This is a genomic window from Candidatus Didemnitutus sp., assembly GCA_019634575.1.
Classification (GTDB): Bacteria; Verrucomicrobiota; Verrucomicrobiia; order Opitutales; family Opitutaceae; genus Didemnitutus.
This window is the reverse complement of the sequence record JAHCAY010000001.1, coordinates 1,493,544-1,513,087: the sequence shown is the minus strand read 5'-3', so window position 1 is coordinate 1,513,087 and position 19,544 is coordinate 1,493,544. Positions and strand designations below refer to the sequence as shown.

18 protein-coding genes and 1 tRNA gene are annotated in these 19,544 nt (G+C 66.2%); 6 read left to right on the top strand and 13 right to left on the bottom strand.

Annotated features, from left to right (window positions below):
• Positions 1 to 69 precede the first annotated feature (69 nt).
• Positions 70 to 828: a 16S rRNA (uracil(1498)-N(3))-methyltransferase gene (locus tag KF715_06425; GenBank protein ID MBX3736300.1), complete on the bottom strand. Its 759-nt coding sequence runs from the start codon at positions 826 to 828 to the stop codon at positions 70 to 72.
• A gap of 108 nt (positions 829 to 936) precedes the next feature.
• On the opposite strand from KF715_06425, the gene KF715_06420 reads away from it, so the two are divergent.
• Positions 937 to 1,024, top strand: a tRNA-Leu gene (locus KF715_06420).
• A 168-nt stretch (positions 1,025 to 1,192) separates the two neighbouring features.
• Here the strand turns inward: KF715_06420 and KF715_06415 are convergent.
• Genes KF715_06415 through KF715_06405 form a run of 3 tightly spaced genes read right to left on the bottom strand, consistent with a single transcriptional unit; the run spans position 1,193 to position 4,350 of the window.
• Positions 1,193 to 2,449, bottom strand: coding sequence for an SgcJ/EcaC family oxidoreductase (locus KF715_06415; GenBank protein ID MBX3736299.1), 1,257 nt, complete (start codon positions 2,447 to 2,449; stop codon positions 1,193 to 1,195).
• A complete protein-coding gene (locus KF715_06410; GenBank protein ID MBX3736298.1) occupies positions 2,446 to 3,687 on the bottom strand; it encodes a YceI family protein in 1,242 nt (413 codons plus the stop codon). The genes KF715_06415 and KF715_06410 overlap by 4 nt, the downstream gene beginning before the upstream one ends.
• Positions 3,688 to 3,720: 33 nt before the next feature.
• Positions 3,721 to 4,350 carry an NAD(P)H-dependent oxidoreductase gene (locus KF715_06405; protein MBX3736297.1) on the bottom strand — a complete coding sequence of 210 codons (630 nt, stop codon included), beginning with the start codon at positions 4,348 to 4,350 and terminating at the stop codon, positions 3,721 to 3,723.
• A 130-nt stretch (positions 4,351 to 4,480) separates the two neighbouring features.
• Here KF715_06405 and KF715_06400 point away from each other — a divergent pair, with 130 nt between their 5' ends.
• Complete coding sequence (locus tag KF715_06400; protein ID MBX3736296.1) at positions 4,481 to 5,419, top strand: LysR family transcriptional regulator; 939 nt, start codon at positions 4,481 to 4,483, stop codon at positions 5,417 to 5,419.
• Positions 5,420 to 5,555: 136 nt separating this feature from the next.
• Here KF715_06400 and KF715_06395 read toward each other — a convergent pair whose 3' ends face one another.
• The 4 genes from KF715_06395 to KF715_06380 all read right to left on the bottom strand — a co-directional run bounded on the left by KF715_06395 (position 5,556) and on the right by KF715_06380 (position 10,216).
• Complete coding sequence (locus KF715_06395) at positions 5,556 to 6,527, bottom strand: hypothetical protein (protein ID MBX3736295.1); 972 nt, start codon at positions 6,525 to 6,527, stop codon at positions 5,556 to 5,558.
• A gap of 373 nt (positions 6,528 to 6,900) precedes the next feature.
• Entirely contained in the window at positions 6,901 to 7,647 is a 747-nt protein-coding gene (gene istB, locus KF715_06390) for an IS21-like element helper ATPase IstB (GenBank protein MBX3736294.1), read from the bottom strand.
• Positions 7,644 to 9,206 carry an IS21 family transposase gene (gene istA / locus KF715_06385; protein MBX3736293.1) on the bottom strand — a complete coding sequence of 521 codons (1,563 nt, stop codon included), beginning with the start codon at positions 9,204 to 9,206 and terminating at the stop codon, positions 7,644 to 7,646. The genes istB and istA overlap by 4 nt, the downstream gene beginning before the upstream one ends.
• Positions 9,207 to 9,271: 65 nt before the next feature.
• Positions 9,272 to 10,216 (bottom strand): LysR family transcriptional regulator, encoded by a 945-nt coding sequence (locus KF715_06380; protein ID MBX3736292.1) that lies wholly within the window; start codon positions 10,214 to 10,216, stop codon positions 9,272 to 9,274.
• A 66-nt stretch (positions 10,217 to 10,282) separates the two neighbouring features.
• On the opposite strand from KF715_06380, the gene leuC reads away from it, so the two are divergent.
• Both leuC and leuD read left to right on the top strand, forming a co-directional pair.
• Positions 10,283 to 11,701, top strand: a complete 1,419-nt coding sequence (leuC, locus tag KF715_06375) for a 3-isopropylmalate dehydratase large subunit (GenBank protein ID MBX3736291.1) — start codon at positions 10,283 to 10,285, stop codon at positions 11,699 to 11,701.
• Positions 11,702 to 11,813: 112 nt separating this feature from the next.
• Positions 11,814 to 12,416 carry a 3-isopropylmalate dehydratase small subunit gene (leuD, locus tag KF715_06370; GenBank protein ID MBX3736290.1) on the top strand — a complete coding sequence of 201 codons (603 nt, stop codon included), beginning with the start codon at positions 11,814 to 11,816 and terminating at the stop codon, positions 12,414 to 12,416.
• Between the two features lie 166 nt (positions 12,417 to 12,582).
• On the opposite strand, the gene KF715_06365 is transcribed toward leuD, so the two are convergent.
• Positions 12,583 to 13,497, bottom strand: a complete 915-nt coding sequence (locus KF715_06365; protein MBX3736289.1) for a DMT family transporter — start codon at positions 13,495 to 13,497, stop codon at positions 12,583 to 12,585.
• A complete protein-coding gene (locus KF715_06360; GenBank protein MBX3736288.1) occupies positions 13,494 to 14,468 on the bottom strand; it encodes an acetyl-CoA carboxylase carboxyltransferase subunit alpha in 975 nt (324 codons plus the stop codon). The genes KF715_06365 and KF715_06360 overlap by 4 nt, the downstream gene beginning before the upstream one ends.
• A 212-nt stretch (positions 14,469 to 14,680) precedes the next feature.
• Between KF715_06360 and KF715_06355 the strand changes: the two genes are divergently transcribed.
• The gene (locus KF715_06355) at positions 14,681 to 15,709 is read left to right on the top strand and encodes a hypothetical protein (protein MBX3736287.1); all 1,029 of its coding nucleotides are present in this window, start codon (positions 14,681 to 14,683) and stop codon (positions 15,707 to 15,709) included.
• 212 nt (positions 15,710 to 15,921) lie between these two features.
• Here KF715_06355 and KF715_06350 read toward each other — a convergent pair whose 3' ends face one another.
• The 3 genes from KF715_06350 to queA all read right to left on the bottom strand — a co-directional run bounded on the left by KF715_06350 (position 15,922) and on the right by queA (position 18,224).
• A complete protein-coding gene (locus KF715_06350) occupies positions 15,922 to 16,281 on the bottom strand; it encodes a hypothetical protein (protein MBX3736286.1) in 360 nt (119 codons plus the stop codon).
• 83 nt (positions 16,282 to 16,364) lie between these two features.
• A complete protein-coding gene (locus KF715_06345; GenBank protein MBX3736285.1) occupies positions 16,365 to 16,949 on the bottom strand; it encodes a YceI family protein in 585 nt (194 codons plus the stop codon).
• Between the two features lie 186 nt (positions 16,950 to 17,135).
• Positions 17,136 to 18,224 carry a tRNA preQ1(34) S-adenosylmethionine ribosyltransferase-isomerase QueA gene (gene queA, locus KF715_06340; protein ID MBX3736284.1) on the bottom strand — a complete coding sequence of 363 codons (1,089 nt, stop codon included), beginning with the start codon at positions 18,222 to 18,224 and terminating at the stop codon, positions 17,136 to 17,138.
• Between the two features lie 87 nt (positions 18,225 to 18,311).
• Here queA and KF715_06335 point away from each other — a divergent pair, with 87 nt between their 5' ends.
• Positions 18,312 to 19,295, top strand: coding sequence for a putative sulfate exporter family transporter (locus KF715_06335; GenBank protein MBX3736283.1), 984 nt, complete (start codon positions 18,312 to 18,314; stop codon positions 19,293 to 19,295).
• Positions 19,296 to 19,544: the final 249 nt, after the last annotated feature.

The following is a 19,544-nucleotide window of genomic DNA, read 5'->3' as shown; positions in this document are numbered from 1 at the left end:
GACTTATGGAGGCAGCGAGCTTGCTCGCGCCCGCCGCGGCGTGGCGTGACTGAACTCGCGGTCCGCGGCTTACTGCGCGCTCAGCTCGTAACTGAGCACGCTCAACGCCGCGACGGCGGCCGTGTCGCAACGCAGCACCAGCGGCCCGAGTGTGACCGGTGCGCAGCCGGCCATGACGCAGGCGGTGATTTCCGCCGCCGAAAAATCTCCCTCCGGCCCCACGAGCCAGAGCACGCGCTGCGGTGCGCGTCCATGGTGCGTGCGCCAGTGTTCCAAGACGCTCCGCAGCGGCTTCGCTCCAGCGTGCAGGCTGGCGACGAGCTTGAGGTCGAAATCCTTCGCGCTGCCGGCGAGCAACGCATCGAGTTTGGTCAGCGGCGCGATTTCCGGCACCCACGGGTTGCCGCATTGCTTGGCCGCCTCGATCGCGGCGGTGCGCCATTTCTCGATTTTCTTGTCGGCGCGATCGGCGTCGAGGTGCACTTGGGTCCGCTCCGTGATCAGCGGCACGACGCAGGCGGCGCCGAGCTCGGTGGCTTGACGCACGATCTCGTCCATCGTCGCGCCCTTGGGCATCGATTGGGCGAGGGTGATCGCGCAGGGCAGGGGGGCGGCTTGGTGCGTCGAACGCACGCGGAGCACCGCGCCGGCTTTGGCGGGGTCGACGCACTCGCATTGCCACTCGCGTCCGTGGCCGTCGAAGGCGATGACCGGATCGCCGCGTTGGCAGCGGTTCACCGCGACGAGGTGGTGACTCTCGTCCGCACCGAGGCGGATTTCCGTCGCGGTGGCGGACACCGCCGGGGCGTAGACGCGAAAGTCGGGCATGGCGCGAGCTTCGCGGGTGCGGCGGGCATCGTCAACGTCGCGACCGCGGACCGCAAAAATCAGGGTTTACTTCGCGGGCGGGCGAGGTTTCTTTCGCGGCCTTGGCTCGCCCGAATGGCGGAATTGGCAGACGCAACGGACTCAAAATCCGTCGCCCTCTAAAGGCGTGTGGGTTCGACCCCCTCTTCGGGCACCAAGTTTTTCAGTGCAAAATGGACTGAGCGGGAGACGGCGGAGAAATTGCCCGCACATTCTGGAGGGCGCGTTTCGCGCGAGGAATTCGAGCGCCGTCGCCGCATGGTGCGGGCGTGGGGCGCTGCTCCGGTTGTATCGTCCCCGCGCTCGGTTGGCGTCGGTGCGCCGATCAGTCGCCGGTGTCCATGTCCGCCACGACGCGCCACTCGCCGGCGAGCCGACGCCAGAGCACGAGGTATTTGCCGGTGACGGTGACCGGTTGTCCTGTGGCCGCCTGTGTGACGGTGTAGCGACCGGAATCGACGGCGAGGTCGTCTGCGGAGTGCACGACGAGGTGCGGCTGGAAACTCACGCGCAGGCCGGGCGTGGCGAGCAGTTGCGTCCAATGAGTGCGGATCGCCTCCGCGCCGCGGCACACCGGGCCCTGCTTGGGCAGGTAGACGGCATCGTTGGCAAAGATGTGGCGCATGATCCACGACAGGTCGCCTTCGTTCATGGCGACGCTCCAATCGTGGACGAGCTGGGCGAGCGTGGCGCGGTCCTGCTCCGGCGAGCGGGCGGCGGGGCCGCGGAAAAGATTTTCCACGCTGGAAATATTGAGTCCGCCCAATCCTGCTGCGAGGGCGTGAGTGAGCTGGCGTTGGGCGGCTTGGGTGGCCGGCAGCACGGCGCCGGCGGGCTCCGCGCTGGCGAGCAGGTAGCGCAGGTCTTTCTCGAGGATGGCGACGGGGGCTTGCGGTGCGTGATTGCCCGCGCCCATCGCGCGGAGGAGGCCGACCGCGGACGGGCCGGCTACAGGCAGGGTGGCGAGCAACTCGGCTGCGCGTGCGCGTTCGAGGCCGAGCTGCTCGGCGGCGCCCAGCAACTCTCCGAGGCTCACGGCTTGGAGGCCGAAGAAGGCGTTGATCAACAGCTTCAGTTTCAGGCCTTGTCCGGCGGGGCCGACATGATGGACGAGATGGCCCATCACCGCGAGCAGTGGCCGGATGCGGTCGAGCGCGACGTGTTCGCCGCCGACCAGAAAAACGAGTTGCCCCGTGTCGGCGTGGGGGCGGCTGCCGGCGACGGGAGCATCGAGCAGGGCGAGGCCGCGATCCGTGGCAGCTTGGGCGATGCGTGCCAGTCCGGCGAGCGAGAGCGTGCTGCACTCGACGGCCAACGCCCCGGCGACCATGCCGGCAAGCGCTCCGTCGGTTTCGTGCAGCCAGATTTGGGCGGCCGCCTCGTCGTCGGTCACCATGCTGAAGACCACCTCGGCCGCGGCCACTGCCTCGCGCGGCGTGCGGGCGCGGCGCGCGCCGCAGGCCACCAACTCGGCCACGGGAGCGGCGGAGCGGTTGTAGACAGTGACCAAATGGCCCGCCGCGACGAGGCGGCGGGCCATCCGACTGCCCATGGCCCCAAGGCCGAGGAAGGCAAGGTTCATGAACCGGACTTCAATTTCTTGATCCACTCGAGCGCGGTGGCGGGCTCGAGGCGGCGACGATAATCGATTTGCACGAAGGCTTCGCGGATCTTGCCGTTCTGGTCCACAAGGTAGGTGGCGGGCACCGGGAGTTCGTAAGTGTCGGTGCCGTTCTGCTTCACGAGGTCGATGCCGAAGGATTTGTAGATCGGGCGCAGGGACTCGGGCAGGGCGAAGACCAGGCCGAACTGGCGGGTGATGCCGAGGCCGGAGTCGGAGAGAACCGGGAAGGCCAGGGCGTGTTTTTCCTGCATGGAGAGGGAGTTGTCGGGCGTCTGCGGGGAGATGGCCACGAGGTTCGCGCCGAGGGCCTTGATCTCGCCGAGGTGGTCCTGCAGGGCTTGGAGGGCGAGGTTGCAATAGGGGCACCAGTTGCCGCGGTAGAAGGTGACGAGCAACGGCCCGTGCTGGAGGAGCTCGCGGCTGCTGACGAGCTTGCCGGTCGGGTCGGGCAGGGAGAATTCCGGCATCTTGTCGCCGACGGCGAGCGCGTGGGCGAGCTGGCCCGAGGCTTCGAGTTGGGCGGTGGCAGCTTCCATGGTGGCGAAGACTTCACCGGGGATCTGTGCGCGGACGCTGGCGGTCACGGCGCGCAGTTGGGAGTCGAGCGTGGGCGCGGGTGCGGGGACGATCTCGGCCGAGATGTCGATGGTGACTTCCTCGCCGAGCGCGACGCCGCCCTCGTCGAGGGCCACGTTCCAGGAAACGCCGAAGTCCTTGCGGTTGATTTTCGTGGTGGCGGAGAAGCCGGCGTGGCGGACCTTGAACGGATCGGTGCGTGCGCCGAAGTAGGTGACTTGGAGCGGCACGGTCTTGGTGATGCCCTTGATCGTGAGCTGGCCGTCGACGGTGACAGGTTGGTTGATCTTCACCGCGGCTTGATCGAGCGCGAAGGCGATGGTGGGGAATTTCTCGGCGTCGAAAAAGTCGGCGCTGCGCACGTGCTGGTCGCGCTTCGCGTCCTTGGTGTCGACGGACTTCACTTGGATCGCGACGGCCAGTTGCTTGAGCGTGCCGGTGGCTTCGTCGAAGTCGACGGTGCCGGTGAAGTCGTTGAAGGTGCCCTTGGCGTTGGAGACCATCAAATGCCGGACGGAGAAGCCGATCTCGGTATGGACGGTGTCCAGCACGAAGGGGGCGGCCTGAGCGGTCAGGGCGGCGCCGGCCAGCAAGAGGGCGGAGAGGAGGCGGGATTTCATGTTTTGATTAGAGTGGGTGCAGGGAGAAATATTTCAGGCGGCGGCGACCTCGCGCTCGACGGCGAGAAGGGCGGCTTTCATGTTCGCTTCCACGGTGGCGGCGTCGGCCGTGGTTGCTTCGACCGGGATCACGCGGACGTCGGCGACGCCGAGGAAACCGAAAAGGAGTTTGAGGTAGGGCGTGAGGTGATCGAAGGCCGCGAGCCCGCCACCGGCGCCGTAGCCGCCCGCGCCGTAGGACGTGAGCAGGTAGACGCGCTTGGTCTTGAGCAGGCCGGTGAAGCTCTTGCCGTCGTAGGCGAAGGTGCGTCCGATGCGCACGATCTGGTCGATCCAGGCCTTGAGGGCGGACGGGATGGAGAAATTGTAGATCGGCGCGCTCACGATCACGATCTCGGCTGTGGCGAGTTCTGCGATCAGCGAATCCGAGAGCGCGGTGGCTTGGGTGAGGTCGGGCGTGAGCTGATGGGCCGGCGTGTAGAAGCCGGTGATCGTGTCGGCGACGATGTGCGGAACGGGAGTCTTCGCGAGATCGCGGACGACGAAGTTGTCCTGCGGGAAATGCTGCTGCCAGGCCTGCTGGAAATGATCGGCGAGGGCGCGGGAGTGCGAACCGACGGTGCGGGCACTGCTATCGATGCGGAGAATGCGGCGGGAGCTCATGAAGGGTGCGATGGATGTTGAAGCGGGTTGTTTTTGAGTTCGCGCCCACGATAATTCATGCGTAATTTTTAAACAATTAACCGTATTACATAACACCTTTGCAGAAAGCGCATCAATGGAGCTACGCAGCTTGGAGATACTCGTGGAGGTCATGCGGCGGGGGAATTTTTCGGGCGTGGCGAAGGCTCGGAAATTGGATCCCGCTACCGTTTCGCGGCTTATCGCGGCCGTGGAGACGGAGTTGGGCATGCGTCTTTTTCAGCGAACGACCCGGCAACTCCGTCCCACCGAGGCGGGTCTGGCGTATTTCGAAAGAATCGAGCCGCTGGTGGAAGCCTTGCGCCAAGCCAACTCCGCGGCGGAGCAGCTGATGGAGGCTCCGCGTGGACGCCTGAAGATCGCGTCCCCCGTGAGTTTCGCCGAGGTGAACCTCGTGCCGTTGTTGCCGGATTTCACCGCGCAATATCCCCATCTCGATCTGGATCTCGTGCTCACGGACAACGATCTCGATCTCGTGGCGGAGCACATCGACGCTGCGATCGTCATCGGCGCGCTGCGCGACAAGACCAGTGTTGCCCACCGCCTGAGCGACTACGTTCCCGTGGTCTGCGCCAGTCCCGAATACCTGCAAAAGCACGGTCGTCCGACGGGCCCGACGGACCTCGCAGGACACAAATGTCTCTCGCTCGCCTTGCGTGGCTTCGCCGCCGGGCAGTGGAAATTCACCTGTCGCCAGACCGAGAAAACCAAGCGCGTGCGCATCAACGAACACCTGCGAACCTCGAATGCGATGGCGCTCAAGCAATGTGCGTTGCGCGGCATGGGCATCACGCTGCAAGCGCGTTGGATGATCGGTCGCGAACTGCGCGAAGGCCGGCTCGTCGACCTTTTCCCGGAGTTTGAGGTGACCGCGGCTCTCGGCGACGTCGCGGCCTGGCTCGTCCATCCCTCGCAGGACTACTTGCCGAAAAAGGTGCGCGTCTTCGTGGATTTCCTACGGGCGCGCTTTCGCGATGGGCCACCGGGCGATCGCGATCCGCGGGTCGAAGCGGCCAGCGGCGCGCCGTAATGCGGTGGCTCTTTGCGCCATCGCGCCGGCGCGTGCAGTCTGGCCTGCGGCGGCGGGCGTGGGCGCCTGCGTGGTGACCGCGCTTTCCGTCGGACTCGCGGACGCAAACGAATCCGCCGGCGCGAAGCCGGCGGGGCTATTTTTTCACCGGCTTGGTCGTCGGCTCTTCGATGCCGAGGATGATCAGCTCGCCCGGAGTCGCGTGGCCTTGGCGGACCTTGGCTTGCATCGTGGTCGGGGCACCTGTGGTTCGGCCGAAGAAATTGGCGCCCACCTGTCCCATGCGGTTCAGTGCGATCGAAAAATTGGTGCCGGCGGCGCGGATGTTCAGGTGCGCCACCCAGACGGGGCGACGCTTCTGGCCGGGTTGAAGGGGCGTCTTCAAATCGTAGGCGCAGACGATGACGAGGTAGCGCTCGCTGGTGAGATCGGCGCGCAGCGTGTCCTCCTCGGCGCTGCCGAAGGCCTTGGCACCGAGCTGGCGCAGCGACTTCGTGTAGCCGAGCAATTGCGCGTTGCTCGCCTCGCTGAAGTTACGCGCGGCCTCGTCGTTGAAACCCTTGATCGTCTCGAAACTGGGCGAGATTTCGGTTTCGCGCAGCGAGGCGGCTATTTCCCCCGGCGACGGATCGCCTGCCCCGCCGTTGTCGTTGGCTGGTGCGGGATCTTTGAACAGCTGGTCGGATGCGGTGGATTCGATGTGCGGAGTGTCGCGCGGGTCGAACGATAGGGTGGTGATGTTCTGAGCATCGCGCAGCGATTGATGGGGCGTCGTGACACCCCAGTGGACCACGAGCAACAAGTCCGCGGCGCCGAGATCCTTCGCGGGCCAGTATTGCTGTCGCGCCAATTCCGGGGCGAGCGCCTCGACGACTTGCCGGAATTTCATGCGGTCGAGCGAGCCGTCGGCCGTGATGCCGCCGAAGTAACTGCCTTCGCCGAAGACGTAGCTCTCGGGGCGCACTTTGTCGCCGCCGAATTTGCGTTGCGTGTAGCTATCGTCGGCCCGCGCACTGACCACCACGTGGTCGTCGCCGCGCATCTCCCCTACGGCAATGCCGGCCATGACCAGCACGAGCAGCATGCGGAGCGCGGGGTTCGGACTCATCGGGGCGAGGGGCAGGCAATTTGAGAGCAGCGAAGCGATCGGTTCAAGGATGCGCGGTCCGTGCTTCGTCGGTCAGTCCGACTGGGCGGCAGGATGCAATGCCGCGCGGCGAAGCAGCGCGGTGCATTCGCGCGTATGGCATCGCGCGCCTGACCTGACTCAATTCGCCTCGGTGTCACCGCCGGGGTTAAATGCCGCCACGCGCGCCGGGGTTAAACGCCACCACCCCTAAGCGAGTGGATTGCTCATGAAGGATCGGTGAGGTGGGACAAGGTTAAAGCGCTCGCACGCGAGCTGGCGGAGCGAACCGGGACGGTTCGCGGGAGGGGCTCGCTCTCCTTGGGGAGAGCGCGGGGTGAGAGGGGTTGGGTTGTCACTTGGACTTCACTTTGCCGGCGGCGGCGTCCTTCAAGCGGTAACTCTCGCCGGTGATGGCGATGACGGTGGCGTGATGCAGGAAGCGGTCGAGGACGGCGCCGGCGGTGGGCACGTCCTGGAGCAACTTGCCCCAGTCTTCGAGCGGTCGGTTGCTGGTCATGATCGTGGAGCGCGTTTCATAGCGGCGCATGATGACTTCGAGCAGATACTCGCCGGAGTGCTTCGGCAAAGCGCGCAGGCCCATGTCGTCGATGATGAGCAGATCAGGTTTGATGTAGCCGCGCAGGACGCGATCGCGCTGCGCGAGCGCGTCCTCGGCGAGGAAGTCGCGCACGAGGTCGAAGATCGAGCGATAGCACACGACGAAGCCCTGCTTGATCGCCTCGTAGCCGATCGCCTGGGCCAAGTGACTTTTGCCGACGCCGGGCGGTCCGATGAACAGCACGTCGGTTTTCGCGCGGATAAAGTGCCCGGCCGCCAGTTCGTAGATCTGCTTGCGGGAGATCGAAGGATTGAAGCGCCAATCAAACTCATCGAGCGGCTTGAGCCGGTTGAAGTCGGCGAGCTTCACCCGACGCTGGATCTGGCGCTGCTGGCGCACGTTGACTTCGTCCTGAAGCACGAGGGTCAAAAACTCTTCGGGTGCGAGTCGATTGGCGGCGGCTTCTTGCAGCCGCACGGACAACGTCTCGCGCAAGCCGGAGAGTCGGAGTTCATGCAGGAGTTGATGGAGTTGGTTCATGGTTCGATCTGGTAATGCCGCAGGTCGCGGATGAGCGGGTGGGATTGCAGGAAGTCGATCTGCACGACGTGCTCGTCGGGTTGGGTGAGTTCACGCACCTCACGCAGGCGCCAGCGCCCGAGATGCACGGCGCGACCACATGCGCGTTCCAACTCCGCCACCGGGTGCTCGCGCGCCAGCGCCAGCAATCCCTGCATAATGCGCAATCCGATGGGGCCGCGATTACGGAACATGCCCTCGGCCCACGCGCCGGTGTGCGGGCCGATCAACCGACAGCGTTCCAACAGATACTCGGCGCCGCGCTCGACGACGGAGCGTTTGCGGCTGTGCAGGTGCGCCGCCGCCGTCGCGAAGCGTCCCGGCTCCGCTCGCGCATGCACCGCGATCGGCTCCATGCGCACGTTGAACACTCGCACCAATCGCGCCTCCGCCCGCACCCACACCTCGCGGCCGACATACTCCGGCGGCGCGGAGTAATACGATTGGCGGAACGCCACGTGTCCGTCGCGATGCACCGTGCGCTTCGCCTCCTCGAAGCACGGGAACAGGCTCGCCGGCAACGGCCGCAACGCGCCGCGCTCGGCTTCTAGGAAGTAGCGTCCGACCTGTTGGCGGATCGTCCCGTGGATGCGCGTGTCGGCGACTGTGCGCTCCCAGTCGGTGAGGAACGCGTTCTGCGCGGCGAGACTCTCAAACTCACGACCCTTGAGCGCGTTGTTCTGGGCATATTTGACGCCGGCCTCGACCTTGCCCTTGTGCTCCGGCTTCGCCGGCCGCGTCGGCAGCAACGCCGTGCCGTAATGCGCGCAAAACTCCCGCAGCTTCGGATTGAGTTCCGGATCAAACCAGTCGGCCTCGATCACCGCGGCCTTCATGTTGTCCGGCACGATCGTCGCCGGCACCCCGCCGATGGCGCGGAAGGCGTTTTCCAGGCAACGGATCACCGTCTCGGTGTCCTGTCGCCAGACCACTTCGCTGTAGCCTTTGCGCGAGTGCGAGAGCACCGCTCGGAACAGATGCGGTCGGCGACGCCGGACTTCGCTGCGCACCCACGCCCCTTGGCCAAAATCAAACTGCATCTCCGCGCCCGGCTCGCACTCCATCCGCCGGTGCGGCAACTCGACCGTCAGCCGCAGCCGCGAGACGAACAGCTTGACCGCACTGTAGCCGCCGGCGAAGCCCCGCTCACGCAGGTCCTGATGGATGCGCTTCGCCGTCAGCCCCGCCTCCACCGCCTCCCGGATGGACGCCTCATACGGCGCGCACCGACTCGCCGGCCCCGGCCGCGAGCCGACGCCGGGGTTACTGGCGGCATTTGACCACGACTCGGAGCCGACGCCGGGGTTCGTGGCGGCATTTGGCTCACCCCCAGCGTCGTCTCCAGCCGGCGGCCCCGCGCCGGCCGAGCCGAGGGCGGGGTTCGTGGCGGCATTTGCCGCCACGTGCCGATCCACCGTCCGACGGTCCACCTTCAGCTCTCGGGCGATCCGACGCTTCGACCAGCCGCGCTCGGCCAGCACTATTATCGACTGTTGGAGGTTCACTTTGATGCGGTTCATTACCCCTCCGGCGAAGCACAACTTCGCCTTCGGCGTAAACTACCCCGCTCAAAGGTGGTGGCATTTCACTCCGGCGCGCCTGGTGGCATTCGCCCCGGCCGTGACACCTCGGCTCCGGCGACGAGCAGAAAGGCGTTCAGTGCCGGCTCAGGCGGGGCGTCCTTGCGCCAGCCGAGCACGAGGCGGCTTTCCGGCGCCGGGCCGCTGAGCGGGCGGAAGCTGACCTCGCCCGGCAGTTGGCGCGCCTCCGAGGGGCACATGAAGGTGGCGCCGAGTCCGGCGCGCACGAGGCCGATGGCGTTGGCGCGCGGCCAGACCTCGTCGGCGATGCGCGGCGTCACGTTCGCCTGCTGGAACGCCGCCAGCACGCGGTCGTAGAAGCCGGGATTGTGCGCGCGCGGGAACATCACGAACGGCGTGCCGGCGAGGTCTCGCAGCCGGAGTGCCTTCGCGCGTGCGAGCGGATGGTCGCCGGGAAGGAGCACGCCGTTCTTCTCCCGCAGCAGCACCTTCGTGCGCAGTCCGGCGGGCGTCTGCTCGTCGGGGTGGAAGAAACCGCACGCGATCTCGCCGGCTTTCAATGACTCGAGCTGCGCGGATGTTGGAGATTCGTTCAGCTCCACGCGCACGCCGGGATAGCGGCGATTAAACTCGCGCAAGATGCCTGGCAACACGGTCGCCATGGCCAGGCCCGTGAATGCCACGCGCACATGGCCGGCCTGGCCGCCCGCGAGCGCCTGGATGTCTCCCGGCACGGCCGCGAGCGCGCGCAGCAGCGGCTCGATGCGCTCAAGCAGGGCCTTGCCGGCCGCCGTCAGCTCGACGCGGCGCTGCGTGCGGTTGAGGAGATCGACCCCGAGCGAGAGTTCGAGCTGTGAAATCGTGCGCGAGAGCGCCGGCTGCGCGATGGCGAGCGACTCGGCGGCCTTGCGGTAGTGGAGCTGGCGCGCGACCTCGCGGAAGTAGACGAGGTGGCGCAGCTCGAAGGGATATTGATACTCGCGAGGCATCAATCGTGATGAAAGAGGTATTTCCGGTTATGGCAAGAAGCTGGTAAGCTCCGCGCCTTTCCCACCATGTCCGCCCCGAAATCGCTCTTCGAAAAAGTCTGGGACGCCCACGCCGTCCGAAAACTGGCCAACGGCCAGACGCAGCTGCTCATCGGCACGCACCTCATCCACGAAGTCACCTCGCCGCAGGCCTTCGGCATGTTGCGCGACCTCGGGCTTCCGGTGCTGATGCCGCACCGCACGTTCGCCACGGTGGACCATATCGTGCCGACCGACCAGCTCGTCGAGCCCTACGCCGATCCGCTCGCGCAGGCGATGATGGATGAACTGCGGAAAAACTGCGCGCAGTTCGGCATCACGTTCTTCGACCGCGCCAGCGGCAAGCAGGGCGTCGTGCACATCGTCGGTCCCGAGCAGGGCATCACGCAGCCCGGCACCACGATCGCGTGCGGCGATTCGCACACGAGCACGCACGGCGCGTTCGGCGCGATCGCGTTCGGCATCGGCACCTCGCAGGTGCGCGACGTGCTCGCCACGCAGACGATGGCGCTCGGCCAGTTGAAAGTTCGCCGCATCGAGGTGAACGGCAAACTCCGCGCCGGCGTCTACGCGAAGGACGTCATTCTCCACATCATTCGCGCGCTCGGCGTGAATGGCGGCACGGGCTTCGCCTACGAGTATGCCGGCAGCGTGTTCGACGGCTTCTCGATGGAAGAGCGCATGACCGTGTGCAACATGTCCATCGAAGGCGGCGCGCGCGTCGGCTACGTGAATCCCGACGAAACCACCTTCGCCTACTTGAAGGGCCGTCCTTATTCGCCGACGGGCGCCGCTTGGGACGCCGCGGTGGCGAACTGGAAGTCTTTCGCGAGCGACGCCGGCTGTCGTTACGACGACGTCGTGAAGATCGACGCTGCCGACATCGCGCCGACCGTCACCTGGGGCATCAATCCCGGCCAAGGTATCTCGATTTCCGAAAACATCCCGAGCCCGGACACCGCCACCTCGGCCGACGACAAGGCCGGCATCATCGAGGCGCTCGCCTACATGAAGCTCCCCGCCGGCGCGCCCATCAAGGGCACGAAGATCGACGTCGCGTTCCTCGGTTCGTGCACCAACGGCCGCCTTTCGGACTTCCGCGAGGTCGCCAAATACGTCAAAGGCAAGCGCGTCGCCCCCGGCGTGAAGGCCATCGCCGTGCCCGGCTCGCAGATCGTCGCGCTCCAGTGCGAAAAGGAAGGCATTGATAAGGTCCTCGCCGAAGCCGGATTCGAGTGGCGCGGCGCCGGTTGCTCGATGTGTCTCGCGATGAATCCCGACAAACTCGTCGGCGATCAGCTCTGCGCCAGCTCGTCGAACCGCAACTTCAAGGGCCGCCAAGGCTCCGTCACCGGCCGCACGATCCTCATGAGCCCCGTGATGGTCGCCGCCGCCGCCGTCACCGGCACCGTCGCGGACGCGAGGGAGGTTTTCGCGGTCAACTGACCGCGCAAACCTCCGGTTGAAGTGGAAAGTTGAAGTTTAAGTCACCGACTTCCGCTTCCCGCTTAGCTGACCGGCGCAACTTAAACTTAAACTCTCAACTTAAACTAGTCCTATGGCTCTCGCCAAAATCTCCTCCGTCACCGGCCGCGCGGTTTCCGTGCCCGGCAACGACATCGACACCGACCGCATCATCCCGGCGCGCTTCATGAAGTGCGTCACGTTCGACGGTCTCGGCGAATTCCTCTTCCACGACGTCCGTCACAACCCGGACGGCTCCAAGGCCGCGCACCCGCTCAACGAGCCGCGCTACCAAGGCGCGACGATTCTCCTCTCCGGCGCGAACTTCGGCTGCGGCTCCTCCCGCGAGCACGCGCCGCAGGCGATCCAGAAATACGGGTTCAAGGCCGTGATCGCGGAAAACTTCGCCGAGATTTTCTTCGGCAACAGCACGACGCTCGGCATGCCCTGCGTCAGCGCGAAGCGCGAAGACATCGCGCAGATCGCCGCCTTCGTGCAGGCGAATCCGTCGGCCGAGATCACGATCGATCTCGCGAAGCTCGAAGTGCGCTTCGGCGGCGCGAGCGTGCCGATCACGCAGCGCGACAGCGCGCGCGACGCGCTCGTGAACGGTCGCTGGGACGCCATCGGCGAGCTCCTCGACGGCATCCCGGCCGTGAAGGAGACCGCGAAGAAGCTCCCGTATCTCGCTGCGTGAGAGAGTAGCGCAGGCATCCTGCCTGCCACGAATGCCGGTGCAGGTGCCGGTAGTGTTCAGGGCGTCCGGGTGTGGGAGCGTGCTTGCGCGCGACAGTCGCGACCAAGGTCGCTCCCACAGTTTCCGCGCGTTAGCTTATCCTAGGCGCGGAGTCCGCACCCTAACATTACTTCGCGGCGACTTTGGTCTGTCGCAGCTCGTGCGTGAGCATGAGGAGCGAGGCGCTGAGAATCAGCGCGGCACCGAGCCAGAGGTAGCCGCTCGGGGCGTAGCCGAAGAAAATCCATCCCGCCAACACGTTCAGCGGCAGCTTCAGGTCGTCGAAGGGTTGCACGTAAGCCGCGTCGGCGACCGAGTAGGCGAGCGTCAGGAAATGTTGGCCGGCGGCCGTCAACACGCCCGCGACGAGGAGAAGCGCGAACGCCGTGCCAGTCGGCAAGGCGAGTCCGCCGCCGGTGCCGAGTGCGAGCAGGCCGTTGAGCGGGGTCAACAGCAGCAGCAGCCAAACCGTGATGGTTTCCGGGCGCTCCTGATGGGTAAGGCGCTTCATCATCAGCGAGGCCACGCCCCAGAGCAGGGCGGCGGCGATGGGCAGCAGGCTGTAGGTCGTGAATGCGTCGGACCACGGTTGCAGGATGATCATCACGCCGGCGAAGCCCAGGCTCGTGGCGAGCCAGCGCATCGCGCCGACTTTCTCGTGCAGAAAGAGCCGCGCGCCCACGATGATGAAGAAGGGCGACGTCATGACCAAGGCGATGGCCTGCCAGATTGGGACGTGGGCCAGACCAGCGACCCAGGCTTGCACCCCGAGCGCGGCGAGCGCGACGCGCACGAGGTGGTAGATCGGTCGCGACGTGCGCATCGCGCCGAGGCCGAGTTTGCGCAACAACGGCAGCGAGAGTGCGAGCGCGAAGGCGTATTGCCAGAACGCCACGGCAGTCGACGCGAGCGAGAGGCGCATCGTGAGCCATTGGGTGGCCACGTTGAGGAGCGCAAAAGCGATGCCCGCGAGGACCATCCAGCTCGCGCCGGCGAGGGCGCGCTGGGAGGCGGTGCGCGCGGCTTGAGCCCCGCTGCTCACTTCGTCGCGACTTCGCGGTATTGGCCGAGTTCGCGGTAGCGCTCGTAGCGGCCGTCGAGGAGTTCGTCCTCGGATTTTTCGAGCAGCTCGTCGAGGTGGCGTTTGAAGGCGTCCTTGAGCGCGGCGGCGGCGGCGGCCGGGTCGTTATGCGCACCGCCGAGCGGCTCGGGGATGACTTCGTCGACGACGCCGAGCTCCTTGAGGTTGGCGGCGTTGAGCTTCAGCGCCTCGGCGGCCTTCGGGGCGTGCACGCGGTCCTTCCAGAGGATGGCGGCGCAGCCTTCGGGCGAGATGACCGAGTAGTAGGCGTTTTCGAAAATGAGCACGCGGTCGGTGACAGCGATGCCGAGCGCGCCGCCGGAGCCGCCTTCGCCCACGACGACCGCGATGGACGGCACCTTGAGCAGGGCCATTTCGCGGAGATTGACGGCAATGGCTTCGGAGACGTGGCGGGCCTCGGACTCGACGCCAGGATAGGCACCCATCGTGTCGACGAAGGTGAGGACAGGCAGGCCGAATTTTTCCGCGAGTTTCATCAGACGGAGGGCCTTGCGGTAGCCTTCAGGCTGGGGCATGCCGAAATTGCGAATGATGTTCTCTTTGGCGTCGCGGCCCTTCTGCTGGGCGATGATCATGACGGCGCGGCCTTCGAAGAAGGCGGTGCCACCGATGAGCGCCTGGTCGTCCCTGAATTGCCGGTCGCCGTGCAGCTCCTGGAAATCCGTGCACAGCGCCGCGACGTAATCGAGCGCGTAGGGGCGCTTCGGGTGGCGGGCGACTTGGACGCGCTGCCACGGCGTGAGGCTGGAGTAGATTTCGCGGCGGGTGACGTCGATCTTCTGCTCGATGGCCGCCAGCTCGGCGGACATGTCGATGTTGTTCTCCAGCGATTGCTGGTGCAGCGCGTCGAGCTGTTTTTCCAGTTCGCGGAGCGGCTTCTCGAACTCGAGCAGGTAGGCGGGACGATCCATAAGGTGCGGAGGGTAGGGAGGCGCGCGGGCGCGTGTCAACGGGCGGCCCGAGCGGCCCGGGACGCGCCTGAGCGAGAATTGCCTTGATGACTAGGGTGTTTTCCCGTGCAGTCTCGGGCGTGGGCCAAACCTCGGGCGATCAATCACCTCCGCAACCGCAAGACGCGAGTTCGGCGGGGGCGTCGCCGCCGGCGGGCGGGAGTTGGCCGCCCGTGCCGCCGCCCGTGGTGAACCGGCTGGTGTCGTCCGCGACGGCGACGCCGTTCGTGCCGGAAGAGCGGCCGGCGATTTCGCAGATTCCGTTTTCCTGTGTGGTCGATCCGCCGACGAAGAAGGCGCGCGTGCGCATCGTGCCGGCGGAAGAAAAACCGGAAGAGGCACCGCGCCCGAGCGTTCCCGCGGCGCCACCGAGCGGCCCGCGGACGCCGATCGCGGCGAATCCGGCGCTGACCGCCCAAGCGCGGGTGCTGCTCACCGGCGCGGATGCGACGATCCCGCCCATGCCCGCGCCGATGGCGACCACGCCGCCGTTTGTCGTGGGGACGAGCGCCGCGCCGTTTTCCAGCACGGCGACGCCTTTCGAGTTCAACACTCCGAAACAGCCGCGGGTGCGCTGGTGGACGGGCTCGACCGTGATCCTGCTCGTCGGATGCGTGGCCGGCATTTTTCAATATAACCGCATCCAGCGCGCGAAACTCGAGAGTCCGCCACCGCCGGTGGCGGCGCGTGCGGCCGAGGACAAGACGGCGGGCGCGGCGTCCAGTTCCTCGGCGATGCCAACGCCGTTCACTGCGCTGAAGCAGGCGAAGGCGACGATCAAGGACGCCGGTGAAAAGCACAAGGCGGCCTACGATCTCGTCGAGAAGATGCTCGATGACCCGAATGCCGCCGTGGATGCGGTGCCGAAACCCGTGGTGGCACCACCGGTCGCACCAGAGCCGGAAGCGACAAGCAGGCCAAAGCGCGACGCAATCGCGGTGCTGCTCGGCAGCGACGGCGAATTCGTGGTGCCAGCCGGTTCGCCGAAGCCGAGCGTGGCTTTCGCGCGCTGGTTGAAGGCGGTGAAGATCGGCGGGGCGCGTCTGACCGGTCAGCCGCGCGTGTTGATCGGCGCGAGCGCGTATACGTTCGGCGATGTCGTCGAACTGAATCTCGGCGTCGTGCTCGAAGGCTACAACGCCGAGACGCGTGCGCTCCGTTTCAAGGATCCGTCCGGCGCGGTGATCGAGCGGCGGATTTGAGCGCGGTGCGCCGTGCGCCGTGCGCCGGGCATCCGGCAACTTTCGCCCGGCCAAGCCGGACCCATGCAATCGAGGCGGACGAGGTGAGGCTACCGGACGCGTGTCGACCGACGTTGCCCCGAGTCGCGGGAGGTTTGGTGCGAGCAAGCTCGCTGCCTGCGGCTTCCGATCGATGTCAGGCGACCGAGGAAGGTGCGCCGGCAGAGGCGGGTTTACAGGCCGCCTTGGTGTGCGGCGGGGTTTTTCAGCTGATCCTTCCAACTCGCGATCTTGGCCTGCGCGCCGAAGTGTTCGGCTTTGGCCTTGTCGCCTTTTTCCATCCAGACGCGCGAGAGGGTGGTGTTGATGAAGAGGTCGTCGGGCTGCAGGCGGTGCGCTTGCTCGGCGGCGCGGAGCGCGTCGTCGAAGCGGCGCAAGCCGAAGTTGATTTCCGCGGCGGCGTGCCAGGCGGCGAACGAGTCGGGCGCCGCGGCGGTGGCGCGCGCGAGCTTGGCGAGGGCGGCGTCGTTGTCGCCCATGGTGTAGTCGAAGGTGGCGTCTTCGATCAGGTGTTGGAGCTCGTCGGCGGTCACGCGGCGGAACGTAGCAAGGCGCGGCCAAAAAGAAAGGACGGCCTCGCGGCCGTCCGGAATTACGTGGAAAATTTGCGAGGCGCTCAGCTCTTCGCGGCGGCGGCGGGTTTGTGGCCGGCCTCGATCGCGATGTTGAGCGTGACTTCGTCGCCGAGGATCTTCGGACCGTAGGAGACGCCGAAGTCGTTGCGATTGATCTTCGTGGTGGCTTCCCAGCCGGAGACGGTCGCGCCGCCCATGCCGGGGCCGGTGCCGAGGAGCGTGACCTGCAGGGTGACGGGCTTGGTGACGCCCTTGATCGTGAGATCGCCGGCGACGTCGAAGGTGTTTTCGCCGGTCTTCTTCCACGCGGTGGACTTGAAGGTGGCGGTGGGGAACTTGGCCTCATCGAAGAAGTCGGGGCTCTTCAGGTGGCCTTCGCGTTTCTCGTTGGCGGTGCTGACAGAGCCGATGCTGACCGTGGCCTCGACGCTGCTCGCTTCGGGCGCGGCGGCGTCGAAGGTGACGGCACCCTCGACCTTGGTGAAGCTGGCGGAGAACTTCGAGACGAGGTGGCGGAGGCTGAAGCCGACCGAGGAGTGGACCGGGTCGATCTTGTAGGTGACGGCGTCGGCGCGGACGGCGACGACGAGAGCGAGCGTGGCAACAAGGGTAAGGAGGCGTTTCATGTGGTTCAGTGGTTGAGGACGCAGACGGGTAGCGCAGTTTGTTGCGGTTGCAACTAATTTATTTGCCCGCGCTCTTCGCCGCGTCGTGCGGTCCATAGCCTGCCGTGGCGCACTCGGGAAGGGCCGCGCGCAATTTGCCGTATTACGGCAAATTGCGGGAAGGCGCGTGGGGAATGCGGCTGCCGTTCAGAGGATCAGCATCGCGTCGCCGTAGCTGAGGAAGCGGTAATCGTGCGCGGCGGCTTCGGCGTAGATCTCGCGGAACCACGCGATGCCGTCCGTGCGGCCGGGGGCGAGGAAAGCGGCGACGAGGCAGAGCAGGGTGGAGCGGGGTTGGTGGAAGTTCGTGATCAGCGCGTCCGTCGCGGCAAAGGTCGCCGGTGGGTGGATGTAGATGTCGGCTTCGCCGAGGAAGTCGCGGCCGAGCGGCGCGGCGTGGCGGCGGCGGAAGTCCTCGAGCGTGCGCAGCGAAGTCGTGCCCACGGCGATGCGGCGTGCGGCGGCGTGGCCGGCGGCGGTGGCGGCGAAGAGTGCGGTCTGGGTCGCGGCGGGGACTTCGTAGAGCTCGCGATGGATGACGTGGTTCTCGACATTTTCCGCTGTGATCGGGCGGAACGTGCCGAGCCCGACATGCAGCGTGACGTCCGCGGACCGGACGCCGGCGCGGGCGAGTTGATCGAGCAACGCTGGCGTGAAATGCAGGCCGGCGGTCGGGGCGGCGGCGGCGACTTGGTGCGCACGGTCGGCGTAGACGGTTTGGTAGCGCTCGCGGTCGAAAGCCTTCGCCGAATCATCCGCGCGCTCCGCGATGTAAGGCGGGAGCGGCATCTCGCCGATGCGATTGGCGATGGTGAGAATGTCGGCGCCGTCGTCGCCGGCGAAGGCGACCCGGAACAGGCCCTCGGCGTTTTTCTCGCGCACGGTGGCGGCGAACTGCCCGGGCAAGCCGAAGGTCTCGCCCGGTGGCAGTTTACGGCCGGGGCGAAGCAGGCACCACCATTCGTCGTGCGCGTTGACGGCCGGGCGCAGCAGCAGGCACTCGACGACACCGCCGGTCGGGCGGCGGGCGTGCAGGCGCGCGGGGATGACGGCGGCATTGTTGCGGAAAAGCGTGTCGCCGGCGCGCAGGTAGTCGCCGATCTCGTGAAAATGGCGGTGCTCGATCCGGTGCTCCGCACGGTGGACAACGAGCAGGCGCGAGGCGTCGCGCTGCGCGGCGGGCGTCTGCGCGATGAGGTGCGCGGGGAGCGGGTAGTCGAAGAGGTCGGTTTTCACGCGACGGAGCGGGCGCGCGGCCGGCTACTTGCGCATATGCGCAAATGACGAATTTTGCGCATCGGGTGCGATGTTATTGTGTTCAGCATGGTTTCCCGGCTGGAGTTGCCGGGCGAATGCTGGCAACCGTGGGAGATGCCCGAGGCTTCGCCAACTTGGAAAACACCAGCGTTGTGGTTCGCCGCGGTCGCGTGCGCCCTGCCGTGGGTAACACCGCCCGTGGCTCTGTTCGCGGGACTGGTCTTTGCGATTTTTGTGGGCAACACCGATGCGAAACGCGCGGCGAAGGTGCAGAAATACCTGTTGCAGGCGTCGGTCGTGGGTCTGGGCTTCGGCATCCAGTTCAGCGCGGTGGTGAGGGCGGGTTCGACGGGTGTCGTCACGACGGCGCTCACGCTCGCGGCGACGATCGGTCTAGGGGTGTTGCTCGCCCGGCTGTTCGCGGTGGAGCGCACCACGGGGCAACTCATCTCGACTGGCACAGCGATTTGCGGCGGCAGCGCGATCGCGGCGATGGGGCCGGTGCTGGGCGCGGAGGCCGGAGTGATGTCGGTCGCGCTCGGGTGCGTGTTCGTGCTGAACGCCGTGGCGCTTTTCCTGTTTCCCGCGATCGGCCACGTCGTCGGCCTGACGCCGGAGCAATTCGGTTACTGGTCGGCCATCGCGATTCACGACACGAGCTCGGTCGTAGGCGCGGCGGCGAAATACTCCGCGGCATCGCTCGCCATCGCGGTGCCGGTGAAGTTGGCGCGGGCGCTGTGGATTCTGCCGATGGTCGCCGTCGCGGCCTGGATGGAAAAGCAGCGCGGCGCGAAGGCGGTGATCCCGTGGTTCGTGCTGTTGTTCATCGCCGCCTCGGCGCTCGCCTCGGCGTTCCCGGCGGGGGTGCAAGTGTATCAATTCTGGGTCAGCGCGGCCAAGGCGGGGCTCGCGGTGACGCTGTTTCTCATTGGGGCGAGCCTCTCCCGGGAAAACCTCCGCTCCGTCGGCTGGCGGCCATTTGCCATGGGAATCACTCTGTGGCTGGCAGTTAGCGTCGTGTCGCTATTCGTGATCCGTCGCGTGGTCTGAGTGCTGTCATAAAGAAAGACCGCCGTTGACCGATTCTCCTCTGACCCGCAGAAATTCGTCCGTCTCTTTTTTCGAATGACGTCGAGCACCAAGCTCTCCCTTCACCTCTTCACCGCGCTTATTATTGCGGTCGTCATTCTGCTTACCCCCTCCACCGGGCGGCTTTCGCACAACTAAAGAGACTCAAATCTCCCAAGTTCCGAAAAGGCCGCCCAAACCGGGTGGCCTTTCTTTTTTCCGAATGAAAAC